The organism is Cohnella lubricantis (assembly GCF_014212015.1).
GTDB classification, from domain to species: domain Bacteria; phylum Bacillota; class Bacilli; order Paenibacillales; family Paenibacillaceae; genus Cohnella; species Cohnella lubricantis.
This window is the reverse complement of record NZ_JACJVN010000003.1, coordinates 1-14,442: the sequence shown is the minus strand read 5'-3', so window position 1 is coordinate 14,442 and position 14,442 is coordinate 1. Positions and strand designations below refer to the sequence as shown.

The window sequence follows — 14,442 nt, the reverse complement described above, 5'->3', positions numbered from 1 at the left end:
GGAGTTACTCGGGTTCGGCGAGTAACTCCTGCGCTTGGCGCCTCTTGGCGGCGGAGTTACTCGGGTTCGGCGAGTAACTCCTGCTCTTGGCGCCTCTTGGCGGCGGAGTTACTCGGGTTCGGCGAGTAACTCCTGCTCTTGGCGCCTCTTGGCGGCGGAGTTACTCGGGTTCGGCGAGTAACTCCTGCTCTTGGCGCCGCTCTTACGCCTCAACGAAGCGGAACGCCAAGCTGCTAAAGTCGCCTTGCAGCATTGGCAGCGGCAGGCCGGCGTACATCAGCTCGTCGCCGCCGTAGATCCGGTCCGTCCCGTACAGCTTGTAGTTCTTGTTCGGATCGAGACCCTTCAGCCGCAGCCGCGCCAATGGTCCGTTCGGGATCGCCAATGTACGCACGTAGATCGCATATGCTTCGGACTTATCGGCCGAGACGAACTGCCAGGCGGTCTCGTTGCCCTCGAACGGGCTAAGCAGCCGGTAGAAGTCGCCTTGCTGCACGAGCCCGCGAATCTCCTTGTACTCCTCTACCTGGCGAGCGATCTCGGCACGCTCATCGTCCGCGAGCTTGGATAGGTCCAGCTCGTAGCCGAAGTTGCCGGACATGGCGACATGGCCGCGGGTCGCGAGCGATGTCATCCGGTGCACCTGATGGTTCGGCACGGCGGAGACGTGGCTGCCCATCGAGCTGATCGGGTAGACGAGACTCGTGCCGTATTGGATCTTCAACCGCTCGATGGCATCTGTGTCGTCGCTCGTCCACGTCTGCGGCATGTAATAGAGCATGCCCGCGTCGAAGCGGCCGCCGCCGCCGGAGCAGCTCTCGAACAGAATGTGCGGGAACGCCGACGTAATCTTCTCCAGCACCTCATACAGGCCGAGCATGTACCGGTGCGCTGTCTCGCGCTGCCGCTCGGGCGGCAGCTGAGCCGAGCCGATCTCGGTCATGTTGCGGTTCATGTCCCACTTGACGTAAGAGATCGGCGCGCTTGAGAGAATCGCCGTCAGCCGGCCGGCGATATAATCGCGAACGTCCTGGCGCGAGAAGTCCAGAATGAGCTGCGTGCGGGCCAGCGTACGGCGATGATCCGGCACGTGCAGGCACCAATCCGGATGGGCGCGGTACAGGTCGCTGTCCGGGGAGACCATCTCCGGCTCCACCCAGAGGCCGAAGGAGAGCCCCTGCTCGTTCACTCGCTTGGCGAGACCGTCCAATCCTCCCGGCAGCTTCTCCTCGTTGACGAACCAATCGCCGAGCGAACGCTTGTCATCGTTGCGCTTGCCGAACCAGCCGTCGTCGAGCACGAACAATTCGAGGCCGAGCTCCTTGGCCGCTCTTGCGATCTTCATAATTTTCTCCGAATCGAAGTCGAAGTAGGTCGCTTCCCAGTTGTTGATCAGAATCGGCCGTTCCTTGTCCCGGAACGAGCCGCGGCACAGCCGGGTACGATACAGCTTGTGGAACATCCGCGACATGCCGCCAAGCCCTTCCGGCGAATAGACAAGCACCGCCTCAGGAGATTGCAGCGATTGTCCAGCCTCCAGCAACCACTCGAAGTCGAACGGGTTAAGCCCGATCGCCAATCGCGTCGAAGCGAATTGGTCCACTTCAGCCTGCGCCAGGAAGCTGCCGCTGTAGACGAGATTCATCGCGTACACGTCGCCGTGATCTTCGGTCGCGTCCGGCGAGACGAGCGCAAAGAAAGGATTATGCTGATGGCCGCTCGCCCCCCGGCGGCTCTCGATCGCCTGCACGCCGGGCATCAGGGCGCGTCGGGCGATGTGGCGTTCACGAGCCCAAGTGCCCCACAGGTGCACGGCGTCGAAGCGCGAATGCGGCAGGTCGACGCTTGCGCTCAGTAGCCGCAATACGCGAACGGGTTCGCTGCCCGCGTTCACGATTCGCACCGATCGCGTAATGGCATCACTATCGCGGAAGACGGTGTAGCTCGCGATCAGCTTCATTCCCGCCGCGGCGTCTTCCAATTCGATCTCCAGCGTCTCGGCTTCATCGCCCGACTCCGCGTAGACGGCTGGCAGTCCTTCGAGCGCAGGCTTGTCCGCCATGATGCGGTGACCGGTCACCTTAAACTCCGCGATCGTCGTGCCGTTCGCCAAGCGGACCTGATACGCCGGCGAGCGGTAATCGCTCGTTCCGTAGCCGGGTAACTCCTGCGGAAGCGTATCGAGCGAGAACGTCTCGTCCTCAGGGAACGGGTTCGGGTTGAACGACGGGCGGTATGCCTTCGGCATCATGTCATCAATTGCTCTCCCGCGAATCTGGCGGCCCCAATATAAGTGGGCTAGATAATCGCCTTTAACAATCTGCATCACATAGCTGACGTTCCCGGATTGCAGATGGAACGTGCGTGTTGACTCGTCATAGCGGATGGCCACTAAGAACACCTCTCCAATCGGAATTTATGCTCGTTCAGGAGTCTATACATATCGAATACTGAACAAGTTCCCGTTGGATGTCAATGTCGATTTGTGAGCGCTTTATTGGCGCATGCCGCGCGATTTAGACGCGAACTGGAGTGGCCAATGTGAGGTACTCCGTTCCTCTCTTGCCGCCGTCCTCCCGTCTTCCCGCCAATGTGAGGTACTCCGTTCCTCTCTTGCCGCCGTCCTCCCGTCTTTCCGCCAATGTGAGGTACCTCGTTCCTCTCTTGCCGCCGTCCTCACGTCTTCCCGCCTACGTGAGGTACCTCGTTCCTCTCTTGACGCCGTCCTCCCGTCTTCCCGCCAATGTGAGGTGCTCCGTTCCTCTCTTGCCGCCGTCCTCCCGTCTTCCCGCCAATGTGAGGTACTCCGTTCCTCTCTTGCCGCCGCCATGCGGCTATCCTCCCCCACGCAGAGCATCCCCCATCAGCGCCAAGAGGCTGCCTCAACCGTCATCGGAAGATGACAGTCGGGCAGCCCCGATTACAACGGATTGACGCTTACTTCCCCTCGAACAGGGACAGGAACTGGCCGTAGCCTTCCTTCTCCAGGTCCTCCTTCGGAATGAATCGAAGCGCTGCGGAGTTGATGCAATATCGCAGTCCGCCCGTCTCTGTCGGACCATCCGGGAACACGTGCCCCAGATGAGAGTCCGCCTCGCGGCTGCGCACTTCCGTACGGATCATGTAGTGGCTGAAGTCGTCCTTCTCCTTGATGCTGCCCTTCCCGAGCGGCTTCGTGAAGCTGGGCCAGCCGCAGCCGGAATCATACTTGTCGAGCGAGCTGAACAGCGGCTCTCCGGAGACGATGTCCACATAGATGCCGTCTTCGTGATGATCCCAGAATTCATTGCGGAACGGCGGCTCCGTCGCATTGTTCTGCGTGACCTCGAACTGAAGCTCCGTCAGCTTCGAGCGAAGCTTCTCCTTGTCCTTGCTCGTATTCCAGTGGCGGGAGATGAACTCGTCGCGGCCGGAGCCTTTGCGATACATGCGATACCGGAGCGGATTCTTCTTATGGTAATCCTGATGGTAATCCTCCGCCGGATAGAATTCCGCGAGCGGCTCGATAACCGTCACAATGGGACGATCGAAGCGGCCGCTCTCCGCCAGCTCCTGCTTGGAACGCTCCGCCTTCTCCCGCTGTTCCTCGTTCGCGTAGAAGATGGCCGTACGATAAGAAGATCCCCGGTCATAGAATTGGCCGCCCGGATCCGTCGGGTCGATCTGCTGCCAGAAGATGTCCAGCAGCTTCTCATAGGGCATAAGCTCCGGATCGAACGTGATTTGAACCGCTTCCGCATGCCCGGTCGTCTCCGAGCATACTTCTTCATATGTGGGCGACTTCACATGTCCGCCGGTGTAGCCTGACACAACCCGAATGATGCCGGGCATCTCCTCGAACGGCGTCACCATGCACCAGAAGCATCCTCCGGCGAATGTCGCTTCTTCATAACGCTTGTCTGGAGCGCTGTTATCGTTCATATCGGAACCTCCCCTTAACGCAGTCTTGCCTGCTTATTCTTTATTGTATCAAAGTCCGCCCGAATCGCAATTTGGGAAGGATCGTGATAGTGTAGGCACAATTCGTCGCGGCCCCGCGGATGTCACTTCACTCTACTTGGGCGGAACCCCTCCAAGATTGCTTACATCTCGGCGAAGTAACCCGTCAGGCCGTCAACCTGGGGCCGGTTACATTCGTTTCTCGATGAACAAACTACCTCCATCCGCACCGGAAGGGGGTTCATCATGTCCAAGCAGCAAGGCCACGCAGTTAAGAATACGCAGACCAAGACGTCCGACAAGAAGGGCAACAGCTCCGGCAACAATCACTGAAGAGCGATCAGCAGGTCGACAAAAACAGGAAGTCCTTTGCGCGCATGCGCAAGGGACTTCCTTCGTAGACGGCCGGGATGCGGCGGCTGACGGTCTAACCGCCTTTTCGAACATACTCGCCGTTAGTCTTCCATCGCTCTCCAGGCTTTGTAATCATGAATTGCAAGGCCGGCGAAGGTTCCGTGTTCCGCGAGCAGGGAAGCCGCCTCGTCAAGCTGCTCGTTCATGCGCGCCCTGCCTTCCTCGAAGAACGTAATATTGGCTCCTTCCAGACTATGTACAGTCTCGACACCTACCGTCGCCGGGATGTTCAAATCCGCGGCTTCGGTCAGCTCGGCTGCAGCCATATTCGAGATGCCTTGGGCCGAATCCCGGTATGCGAGAATGGTGACTGCGCCATAGTGGCGCATCATCCACCGGCTAAGCGTCTCCTTGCCATCCGGCGTCATGAACCCGCTCAACCAGAACGGAATATCCGCGGCGATCGGCAGCCGGAGATCCTTCGCTCTCTGAACGATATACCGGACGTTGCCCTGCCACTGCGCGACAAAATCAGAGCCCGTCTTGTCCCAATACGGCAGCGCGTAAGGCTCGATGTCGACGTGAATGCCCGAGAACCGCTCATCCGCCGCCACGTTGCTCTGATACAGGGCGAGCCAGTCGAAGGAGCGATCGATCGAGCGCCGGTTGGCCGTGAAGCCCCATGTCGTCCTCCCGTCCAGCGCGTGAACTTCGATGCCGTTCCCTCGTGCCAGCCGGATGAAGGACGCATAGTCGGACGCTTGAATGTCCCGGTTAATCTGGAGGTAGATGACATTAATCTCGTTAGACTTGCAGAATTGCACGATATCCGCGGCGGAAGCGCGAATAAGCGGCGTGTCCCACAGCCAAGTGGCTTTGGTCATCTGCGTCTTGGCGTTAGCTTGCATGGGATTCCCCCCTATGGATCCAATGAATAGGGCTCCGGCGAACAGTCCGGTTAACAGTCTCGATCGTCGAAAAGGCTGCATGCGGCACCATCCTTCGGTTACGATGTTCTTAATTCGACACACGGAAAGGCAATCGCGATGAGAAAATGGCGCTATGCCGCAGGAGCGTTCATCGTTGTTCTAGCGGCGGCATTGCTGATATACGAGCTGAGTCGCGGCGGGCGCGAACCCTTGAACCGAACGGCAGCGACATGGGTTTGGGATTTAGACGAGCTGCTCGGCGCGGGCGGGAGCAGAACGGGGGAAGTGATGGACTTCCTGCGGGAGCGCCGGGTGAACGCCGTCTACCTCTATATGGGCAAATCGGCGGCAGGTCCGGGGCAGTCGCTATACCGCGCCTTCATTCAAGCGGCGTCGGATGCCGGGGTCGAAGTCCATGCGTTAGGCGGAGAGCGGAACTGGGCGCTATCGGAAGGCTGGGCTGGATTGCGCGATTATCTGGAGCAGGTCGCGTCATATAACGAGTCTGCTCCAGAAGGCGCTCGGTTCAAGGGAATCCACTTGGACGTCGAGCCCTATCTGCTGCCGGAATGGGCCCATGACCAGAGCGGCCTCACCCGCGAATGGGAGCAGATGGTGGATCAAGCCGCCGCGTTCGCCGCTTCCCATTCGCTCGAGTTGGGCGTCGACCTGCCTTTCTGGCTTGACGATATTCCCGCTTCGGCTTCCTCGTTGGATGGGAAGCCTTCCGCGACGCTCGATCAATGGATGATGGACCGGGTGGATTCGGTCGCGCTCATGTCCTACCGCAACGAAGCCGAAGGCACGAACGGCGTCATCGCACTGGTGCAGCAAGAGCTGCAGCATGCGGAAGCGTCCGGCTGCCGGGTGTTCGTCGGCCTGAACGCCGCCCCCGATGAAGAGGCCGCGCTGACGTTCTACGGCACGAGCCCGGAGCGCCTGCGGCGAGCCGCGGAGCTCATCCAGCGCGAGTTCGCGGGCAACGCCGGGTTCGCCGGCATCGCCGTACACGATCTCGCTGCCTGGATGCGCCTGGAGCAGCAAGGCTAGAGCTAGCGCAGCTGGCTGGTGCAGATGGCTGGTGCAACTGGCGGGCGAGCGCAGGCACAGCGGTCGGGCGGTCGGGCCAGATCGGGCCAGTTAGTCGGATTGGAGACTAATTCCGGCATCGGCGCTGCGGGCGGAGAGTTAGCCGGTTCTGAGACTAACTCCGGCACGCCGGCTGCCCTGTTGCCGTCAGCCGGCCGACGTCCGGACGGGCTCGAAGTTACGCTCCACCGGCGCGCCAAGCTTGTAGATGTGCGGCAGGTCGAACGCCTTCATCGCATTGCGCGTGTCCACGATCGGCACGCCGAGCCCTGCCAGTTCGCCGTAATTGAACGCGTCGTGATCCGTAATAAGCACGAAGCAATCGTACGTGCGGAACTGCTCCAGCTGATACGCCAACGATTCCACGACGACGCCCTTCTGATCGCGGAAAGACTTGGCCAGCGGGTCGTAGTAATCAACGGCGGCGCCTCCTTCGCGGAACAGCTCGTACACCTCCAGTCCCGGCGATTCGCGCAGATCGTCCACGTTCGGCTTGTAGGCCATGCCGAGCACGAGTATGCGTGAGCTGCGCAGCGACTTCGAGTACTCGTTCAGTATATTCGTCGTCTTGTTCACCACATAGTACGGCATATTCGATTTCACCGATTGCGCCAGCTCGATGAAGCTGCTGTAGAAGCGATAGCCCTTCGCCTTCCACGACAGGTACATCGGGTCCAGCGGTATGCAGTGTCCGCCGATCCCCGGCCCGGGGTAGAAAGGCATGAAGCCGAACGGCTTCGTGCTTGCCGCCTGGATCACCTCCCAGATGTCGATGCCCATCCGCTCGCACATCATCGCCATCTCGTTGATGAAGGCAATGTTCACGCTTCGAAACGTATTCTCGAGCAGCTTGGACATCTCCGCCACCTTCGGCGACGAGACGGGAACGACTCTCTCCACGATATTCTCATAGAGCAGGCAACCGAGCACGTTGCATTCCGGCGTTGTGCCGCCGAGCACCTTCGGCGTGTTGAACGTCGCGTAATTGCCGTTGGACGGGTCGACTCTCTCAGGCGAGAAGCAGAGGAAGTAGTCCCGTCCGGCCGTCAGCCCCAGCTTCGCCAGCTCTGCCTCGATCAGCTCCTCCGTCGTGCCGGGATACGTGGTGCTCTCCAGCACGATGAGCAGCCCTTTGCGCATGTGAAGCTTGATTTGATCCACCACATACACGATATAGGAGGTGTCCGGATCCTGATTCGCGCTCAGCGGCGTCGGCACGCAGATGGAGACGGCGTCAAGCTCGGCTAACGCGGCGTAATCCGTCGTCGGCTTGAAGCGGCCGCTCGCCAGCGCCTCAGCCAGCTTCTCCTCGGAGACGTCCTGCACGTACGACTCCCCCTTGCGGAGCATCTCGACCTTGCGCTCGTCCAGGTCGATGCCGCATACCTCGAAGCCCTGCTTCACCATCTCGACCGCCAGCGGCAGCCCGACATAGCCGAGCCCGACGACGCCCAGCTTCGCCTGCTTGTTCTCAATAGCGCGGTACAGCCGCATGTAATGGATGTTCACTATGAATTCCTCCTTTATGTGTGAAAAGGTTGCTTGGCCCCGCGCGTCGTAGCCGGCTCGGACCGCTTACAGCGACCCGCGGGCGCGGTTCGCGCCCTGCAAGCCGGCTCGGACCGCTTACAGCGACCCGCGGGCACGGTTCGCGCCCTGTAACCCGGCTCGGACCGCTTACAGCGACCCGCGGGCGCGGTTCGAGCCTTGTAACCCGGCTCGGACCGCTTACAGCGACCCGCGGGCGCGGTTCGAGCCTTGTAACCCGGCTCGGACCGCTTACAGCGACCCGCGGGCGCGGTTCGCGCCCTGTAACCGGCTCGGACCGCTTACAGCTACCCGCGGGTGCGATTCGCGCCCTGTAAGCCGGCTCGGACCGCTTACAGCGACCCGCAGGCGCGGTTCGCGCCCTGCAAGCCGGCTCGGACCGCTTTCAGCGACCCGCGGGCGCGGTTCGCGCCCTGTAACCCGGCTCGGACCGCTTACAGCTACCCGCGGGCGCGGTTCGCGCCCTGCAAGCCGCCGCCGCGAGCCAGCGCTCGCCCGCCTATTGCAGCAGGCGCTCGATGCGCGCCTCCAGCTCGACGGGCGAGAACGGCCGCGTGATGTAGTCGGCCACGCCCAGCTTAAAGCATTTGCTGATCGAAGACTCCACCCGATTGTCGGTGAAGACGACGATGCGCGCGTCCGGGTCCTCGCGCTGCAGCCTCGTCAGCAGGTGGAAGCCGTCCATGCCGGTCAAATTCAAATCCGTCACGACGACGTCCGGCTTCTCCTGGCGGAACAAGTCCAGCCCTTGCGTGCCGTCCTCGGCGGCGAGCACGCGGTAGCCTTTCATCCGGAACCGCATCTGCAAATACCGGCGCATCTCCTCGTCCCCGTCGACGAGCAGCACCGAATGCGACTCCCCATGCCGCCCCCGTTCCTCTTGGAAGAACGCCACCTCGGGCTCGTCCGGTAGGTGCGCGAACAGATCCGCCATCTTCTCGAATACCCGAGGATTGCGCTCCGGCTGTTCTCCGGCCTCGGCCAGCATCACGGCGAACTCCCCTGCCGCATAGGCGGACAGCGTCTGCTTGGCGAGCAGCGCCAAGTAATGCGTCCGGCTCCGCGGCACCCCGAACGGCAAGAAGACGGCCTGCTCCCCGCCCGGGTCCAAGATCGTCTCGACCGGGCCGCCGAGCTCCGTCTCCAGACGAGCCCGCACCTCCCGTATCGCCTCGTCGAACGACCGCCGGCAGCGAACGAGCACCATGCCGCACGGCTCGCCCTCTACCCTCGAATCTCCGGCCGACCAGTAACGTTCCACCACCTTCTCGTACATCAGCTCGTTCAGCCGCTTTCCTTTGTCCCGATTCCGATTGCTCATGCGATCTTCCCTCCCGTCGCCACAGGCGGCGTATTATTCACGGCAGGCGCATCCTGATTCCAGCTCTGTCGCGTCATAACGCCCCACGTATTGTTCTTGCGCAGAAATTCGATGTGTCCCTGAAGTCTCCACAGGACACCCAATTGGTAGTAGCCGAGGAACATCAGCGCGGAGTACCACGTCATGCGCACCAGATCCCTCATTCGCGTATACCGTTGGAACGCCAGCTCCTCGAGCACGAGCGAACCGACGGCCAGCACGTACCCGTTCAGGAAGTTGATCAGCGCGAAGACCAGCAGCACCTTCCAGTTCGTCATGTCCATCGCGACATAGCCGATCAAGGCGAGAAGGCCGGTCAGCTTGAAGTACGGATTCAGCGTCTCGAAAATAATGTTGTAAGGCACGGTCAACATGCCGAACACCTTGTATTTGGGACGCAGCAGCAGGTCGCGGTTCTCCCACATGTTCTTCAGGTTGCCGCGCCCCCACCGCTTCCGCTGGCTGCTCAGAATGCGATACGTGTCCGGCGCCTGCGTCCAGCATACGGCGTCCGGACAGTAGGCGACCCGGTAGGGCAGCTTGTTCTCCAGCATGTGCCGGTGAAGCTTGATAATAATGTTCATGTCCTCGCCGGGATAGCCGTCCCGGTAGCCGCCGACCTCGACGACATTCGATTTGCGGAACATGCCGAACGCGCCGGATACGATAATGAGTCCGTTGATGTGGCTCCAGCCGATCCGTCCGCCGAGGAATGCCTTCATGTATTCCAGCGTTTGGAACATCGGCCACAGCTTCTTCGGCAGCCGCACGTCCGTCACGACGCCGTCGCGGATCGAGCAGCCGTTGGCGATGCGGACGTTGCCGCCGATCGCGACCGTCTCCGCCGGATTCTCCATGTACACCCGCGCCATACGGATGAGCGCATCCTTCTCCAGCAAGGAGTCCGCGTCGATCGAGGAGATGAGCGGATAGTGCGACAGGTTAATACCCGCGTTGAGCGAGTCGGCTTTGCCGCCGTTCGGCTTGTCGATGACGTAGAGCGTCGGATAAGCCGGATTGTAGTACACCTGCCGGATAGGCGTGCACTCGATCGCCTGATGCCCCTTCTCATCCTCCTTCGGCTCCAACTGGAACGCGTCGATGAGCACCTGCAGCGTATTGTCCTTCGAGCCGTCGTTAATGACGATAACCTCGTAGGTATGATAATTCAGCGTGAGCAGCGACTTCACGTTCTCGATAATGGTAAGTTCCTCGTTATAAGCGGGAACGAGCAGCGATACGGGCGGCGCCGACTCCGAGCCCGACAGCGATTGGAACCGGGAGTAGACCGCCCCTTTGATCATGGAATACACGCCTTTGTAGGAGAAAAACAAAATCATAAAATAAATCAACGTAACCGCCATGACGTAATAGATGGCGACCGTTCCGTAGCCGAGCAGCAATGCTCTCATCGTTCAACCTCCGTTCTCTCCCGTTTGCCGGCTCCTTGCCGCCTCGCGGCGGCGAAGGAACTAGGCCTCGCGAGGATTGTCCGGGAAGGGTCACGCATGGACCTGATCATCCTGAGTGAGCGGCACATATTCGTAGGCGGGCTGACTCCGGCCCCTTACGGCGACCCATCCGGTCTCCCGCGATGCCGATTCGCGCCTTCTCATCTCCTCGCGGATGACGTCGCGCGCTTCCTCCGCTCCCGCTTCCGTGTCCGTCTTGGCCGCTTCGCACAGCTCGGCGAAGCCCTCTTCGCCGAGCATCGCCATGCTGCGAGCAGAATAGAAACGAACCTTCCACTCGGGATCGGCCATCGTGAGCCGCAGCTGCTCCAAGCAGGACCGCAGGCCGAGCTTGCCGATCGCTTGCGCCGCCAAAGCTCGCACTTCGCCGTCCGGGTGAATCAGCAGCTTGCGCGCCCGGCCCTCCGAGAAGGAGACGGCGTCCTTCGCCAGCAGCTTGGACGCCTTGAGCCGGATGTCCGCCTGCTCCGATGCGGTCAGCTTGTACAGCGTATCTCCGCTTCCGGCAAGCGAATGCTTCCTCATCGCGGCAAGCGCAAGGCGAACGCGCTCTTCGTCTCCGCTGCGCAGGAATGTCTCCAGCATCGCCGCAATATCGATCTCCGACTCGGCCAGAATGTCGGCAATAAGCGGATGCGCCTCCTTCTTATGGGCGAGCAGGACATGCACCATGTCCCGCAGCTCATCCGTGTGGCGCGCGCACTTGGCGATCGCCCGCCCGACGATGAATACCATCGGGCTGAACCGCATCGAAGCGAGCAGCTTCATCATGCCCGGCACCGCTCCGTGGCTTCGCATGCAGCCCAGATAATAAGCGGCGTCGAGCCTCACCCATTCGAACGGGCTGTCCAGCCGCTGAAGATGGCGCTTCACCAGCCCCATCTCTTCGCACAGCGCGATCAGCTTACGCTGCTGCTCGCCGCGGAACTGCTCGATCCAGCCGATCAGCCGTTCCTGCACGACTCGGCGTTCCTCTTGATTCAACCGGCCCGGCGGCGGATAGAGCGGTTCCTCGCCGTCCAGATTGGCCAGAACGTAGGTGATCCAATCCTCGTGCTTGGCCGTATAAACACCCGCTGTCCGGCGGCGTCGAATATCGCGCAGCTTGAGCGTATATAGCGCTGCGAGTCCGACGGCGATAACGCCGGAGAGCACCGCAATGAATATCGAAGCCATCCGCATATGCATATCCACGATCTGTCACCCTCCCGTCTTCGGCCGTTGGCCGATAGCTTCATAGACTTCCTTCATCGCGTTGTAGCTAGGCTTCAACCGCTCCATATAATGCACGGCGTCCCAGCCCTCCCATGTATACTTTGGAATCTGCGTCACGGGGTAGGCTTCCGACGATTCAGTCGGGCCAACTCCAGGCGATTCCGCTGATTCCACCAATCCCGTCGGTTCCGCCGGTTCCGGACTCGTCGTATCCTCCGAGCCGGCTCCCGCCTCCAGCCCGATCACCCGGTTCGTCTCCTCGTCCACGATCCAAGGCACGAAGCGAATGCCCTCGATCCGCTCCGTCGAGAACGCCTCCTCCGGCATCTCATAGCTGACCGCCTGCAGCGAGCTCGGATCGGCGAGGCCGAGCAGCATCCACGGGATGCGAACCTCGACGAAGCCGTCCTTGTATTGCCACATCGCGAACGAATCGTAAGCGGCGCTGGCCGGGTTGTCGGTGCCGCGCCTCAGCTTCCCGACGTCGGCATGCTCGTACGGATGGGCGGTCTTCGTATCCGGCGGCTCCATCTTCAAGCTGACTGGCAGATGCCAATCGTTGAACAGCCCGGAGTCGTCCTTCAATTCCTTCGCCGTCATGTCGATCATGCCGTAGACGTAGCCGTAGAGCCTTTTCTCCATATCGTAATTCGCGGCGATCTTCACGCCCGTCTCTTCGTCTTCGCCGATCGTGATCAGCGTCTCGAGCCCCTCGTCCAGCGTCTTGCCCGGCAGCTCGTCACCGTGCCGGTTGCCGCCCGGAAGCGTGTCCGCTCCAAGCTCGAGCTTCTCCTTCGCCGGATCGAACGGATGATCCAAACGGATGGACAGGTACACGTACGCTTCGTCATGCGCCGCCTCGATACTCTCGATGCCGGGCACGTCCGAGAACAGCTCCGCCTTCTGCGGCTCCTTCAGCTTCCGCCAATCGCCGTCTTCGCCGTCGATGACGAGCTTGTCCTCCAGCCCGCCGTACATGCCGAGCAGGCCGAATTGCTTCTCGTTCGTCAGCACGTTGAGCCAGTAGGCCCTTCGATCCTCGGGCAGCTCCATCGGCATCGTGTTCCAAGTCTTCTTGAACCATTCGTCCTGCCACATGAACAGCACGGCGCCCGCATAACCGGCATCATGAATGATCTGCGTCAGCTCCGCGTCCACCTTGCCCTGTTCCGTCTCGTTGCGTCCGCCCTGCGAACGTCCGAGCGGCGCAACATGAGAGACGCCGACCGAAGACGGCACGCCGTACTCCGTGACCATGATCGGCATGTCTTGGTGGTACGCCTTCAGCTTATTCAGATAGGAGGCGTACGGGTCCGTACGTCCGCCCGGATCGTCGAGCCGGAAGAAGTCCGGATAATACGGATACACGTGATAGGAGGCGAAGTAGCCAGCGTTCCACTGCACCGGCTTCAGATGCGTCGCGTCCACGCTGACCATGTCTTCGGTGAACAGCGGTTCCTTCGGATGCGACAGCACGTCGGTCGTCACCCAGTTCGTGAAGCTCATCGGATGGCGCCAGCCGTACGGCTGCTCCGTCTTCGCCGCGAAGTCGGTCATCTCGGCCAGCCACGCCTCGAACGGCGACGCCTTAGCCGTCGTCGCGAAGAACGGGCCGACGTAGCTCGCTTTGTCCGGATGGCGCTTGTTCGTATTGGCCACCATCACCGGATCCCACTCGGTGCCGATGCTCCAGCCGAGCAGGTAAGGTCCTGCGTTCGCCTTGTAGTCGCCGGAAGCCTGTCCCGGCGCCGCCGGCATCTCCAGATCGCCGTACACGGCGCGGACATCATTCTCGATCTCCTGGCGGAAGGTTGCTTCAATCTCCGGGTCATACGCATCCTGCTTCTCAATCAACTGCTCCTCCGGCGACCAGATGCCTTGGATGAAGTAGAGCGGATCATCCGCATGCTTCCGGTTGTAATTCACCAGTGCGTCATAGAAGACCGGCTGGTGCCGGGTGTAGACGCGAATGACGTTCGCGCCCATCTCCCGGATCTGCTCGAACCAACGCATGTAGTCAGCGCGTTCGATCGGGAGCTCCCCGGGGTAATGCCCCGGCACCGTCGCCCCGAGGTTCACCCCTTGGGCGAAGAAGGGCTGCCACTTGCCTTCTTGGAAAATGGCCAGGTTCTCGCCCGCCGTCTTGAACTTCAGCCGCGTGCCGTCCGCCTGCCGTTCCGTCTCGATCGACCGGTCGGCGAAGACGTCATGCTCCCGCAAGTAGAGGGCTCCCGCGAGCACAGCCCCTAGCAGCAGAATGCCCGCTGCGGCGCCCGGCCTGCTCCTCCACCACGCTCGTCTTGTTCAGTGACATTAAAGTTGGTTCCTGAAAAAGACTGTAATATCAAGCATTTTGGGATTTTTGACCTCATTTTAAAGTTACATTATTGTTGGTTTCTCAAAATCGATCACTCAACACGCGATTACATTAAAGTTCGTACCCGGAAATTACATTGAAGTTGGTTCCTAAGAAGGGATTTGACTTTTATCCCATCGTGATACACTGCTCTTATATTAATTAGGGCTTGCTGAATAA

The 14,442-nt window shown here is 60.8% G+C and carries 10 protein-coding genes; 1 reads left to right on the top strand and 9 read right to left on the bottom strand.

Annotation, left to right across the window (positions count from 1 at the left end; translation table 11 throughout):
- Window positions 1-202: 202 nt before the first annotated feature.
- From H4Q31_RS00545 to H4Q31_RS00535, 4 genes are all read right to left on the bottom strand, one after another.
- Window positions 203-2,392, bottom strand: coding sequence for an alpha-galactosidase (locus tag H4Q31_RS00545; RefSeq protein WP_185177122.1), 2,190 nt, complete (start codon window positions 2,390-2,392; stop codon window positions 203-205).
- A gap of 124 nt (window positions 2,393-2,516) precedes the next feature.
- On the bottom strand, window positions 2,517-2,642 hold the full coding sequence (locus tag H4Q31_RS21420; protein WP_260440076.1) for a hypothetical protein: 126 nt from the start codon (window positions 2,640-2,642) through the stop codon (window positions 2,517-2,519).
- A 295-nt stretch (window positions 2,643-2,937) separates the two neighbouring features.
- Window positions 2,938-3,921 (bottom strand): peptide-methionine (S)-S-oxide reductase MsrA, encoded by a 984-nt coding sequence (gene msrA, locus H4Q31_RS00540; RefSeq protein WP_185177121.1) that lies wholly within the window; start codon window positions 3,919-3,921, stop codon window positions 2,938-2,940.
- 473 nt (window positions 3,922-4,394) lie between these two features.
- Window positions 4,395-5,201, bottom strand: coding sequence for a hypothetical protein (locus H4Q31_RS00535; protein WP_185177120.1), 807 nt, complete (start codon window positions 5,199-5,201; stop codon window positions 4,395-4,397).
- 138 nt (window positions 5,202-5,339) lie between these two features.
- Between H4Q31_RS00535 and H4Q31_RS00530 the strand changes: the two genes are divergently transcribed.
- Window positions 5,340-6,272: a hypothetical protein gene (locus H4Q31_RS00530; protein ID WP_185177119.1), complete on the top strand. Its 933-nt coding sequence runs from the start codon at window positions 5,340-5,342 to the stop codon at window positions 6,270-6,272.
- A 186-nt stretch (window positions 6,273-6,458) separates the two neighbouring features.
- Here the strand turns inward: H4Q31_RS00530 and H4Q31_RS00525 are convergent, their stop codons facing one another.
- From H4Q31_RS00525 to H4Q31_RS00505, 5 genes are all read right to left on the bottom strand, one after another.
- A complete protein-coding gene (locus H4Q31_RS00525; RefSeq protein ID WP_376698198.1) occupies window positions 6,459-7,820 on the bottom strand; it encodes a nucleotide sugar dehydrogenase in 1,362 nt (453 codons plus the stop codon).
- 538 nt (window positions 7,821-8,358) lie between these two features.
- The gene (locus H4Q31_RS00520) at window positions 8,359-9,180 is read right to left on the bottom strand and encodes a response regulator transcription factor (RefSeq protein ID WP_185177118.1); all 822 of its coding nucleotides are present in this window, start codon (window positions 9,178-9,180) and stop codon (window positions 8,359-8,361) included.
- Complete coding sequence (locus H4Q31_RS00515) at window positions 9,177-10,631, bottom strand: glycosyltransferase family 2 protein (protein ID WP_185177117.1); 1,455 nt, start codon at window positions 10,629-10,631, stop codon at window positions 9,177-9,179. Before H4Q31_RS00515 ends, H4Q31_RS00520 begins: the two co-directional genes overlap by 4 nt.
- A gap of 90 nt (window positions 10,632-10,721) precedes the next feature.
- Complete coding sequence (locus H4Q31_RS00510) at window positions 10,722-11,879, bottom strand: HEAT repeat domain-containing protein (protein WP_245347551.1); 1,158 nt, start codon at window positions 11,877-11,879, stop codon at window positions 10,722-10,724.
- A gap of 12 nt (window positions 11,880-11,891) precedes the next feature.
- Window positions 11,892-14,126, bottom strand: a complete 2,235-nt coding sequence (locus H4Q31_RS00505) for a hypothetical protein (protein ID WP_245347549.1) — start codon at window positions 14,124-14,126, stop codon at window positions 11,892-11,894.
- Window positions 14,127-14,442 lie beyond the last annotated feature (316 nt).

Coding starts and splice junctions, on each gene's coding strand:
- H4Q31_RS00515 (WP_185177117.1), bottom strand. CDS start 10,631: ATGAGAGCATTGCTGCTCGGCTACGGAACGGTCGCCATCTATTACGTC.
- msrA (WP_185177121.1), bottom strand. CDS start 3,921: ATGAACGATAACAGCGCTCCAGACAAGCGTTATGAAGAAGCGACATTC.
- H4Q31_RS00520 (WP_185177118.1), bottom strand. CDS start 9,180: ATGAGCAATCGGAATCGGGACAAAGGAAAGCGGCTGAACGAGCTGATG.
- H4Q31_RS00530 (WP_185177119.1), top strand. CDS start 5,340: ATGAGAAAATGGCGCTATGCCGCAGGAGCGTTCATCGTTGTTCTAGCG.
- H4Q31_RS00535 (WP_185177120.1), bottom strand. CDS start 5,201: ATGCAAGCTAACGCCAAGACGCAGATGACCAAAGCCACTTGGCTGTGG.
- H4Q31_RS00510 (WP_245347551.1), bottom strand. CDS start 11,879: ATGCATATGCGGATGGCTTCGATATTCATTGCGGTGCTCTCCGGCGTT.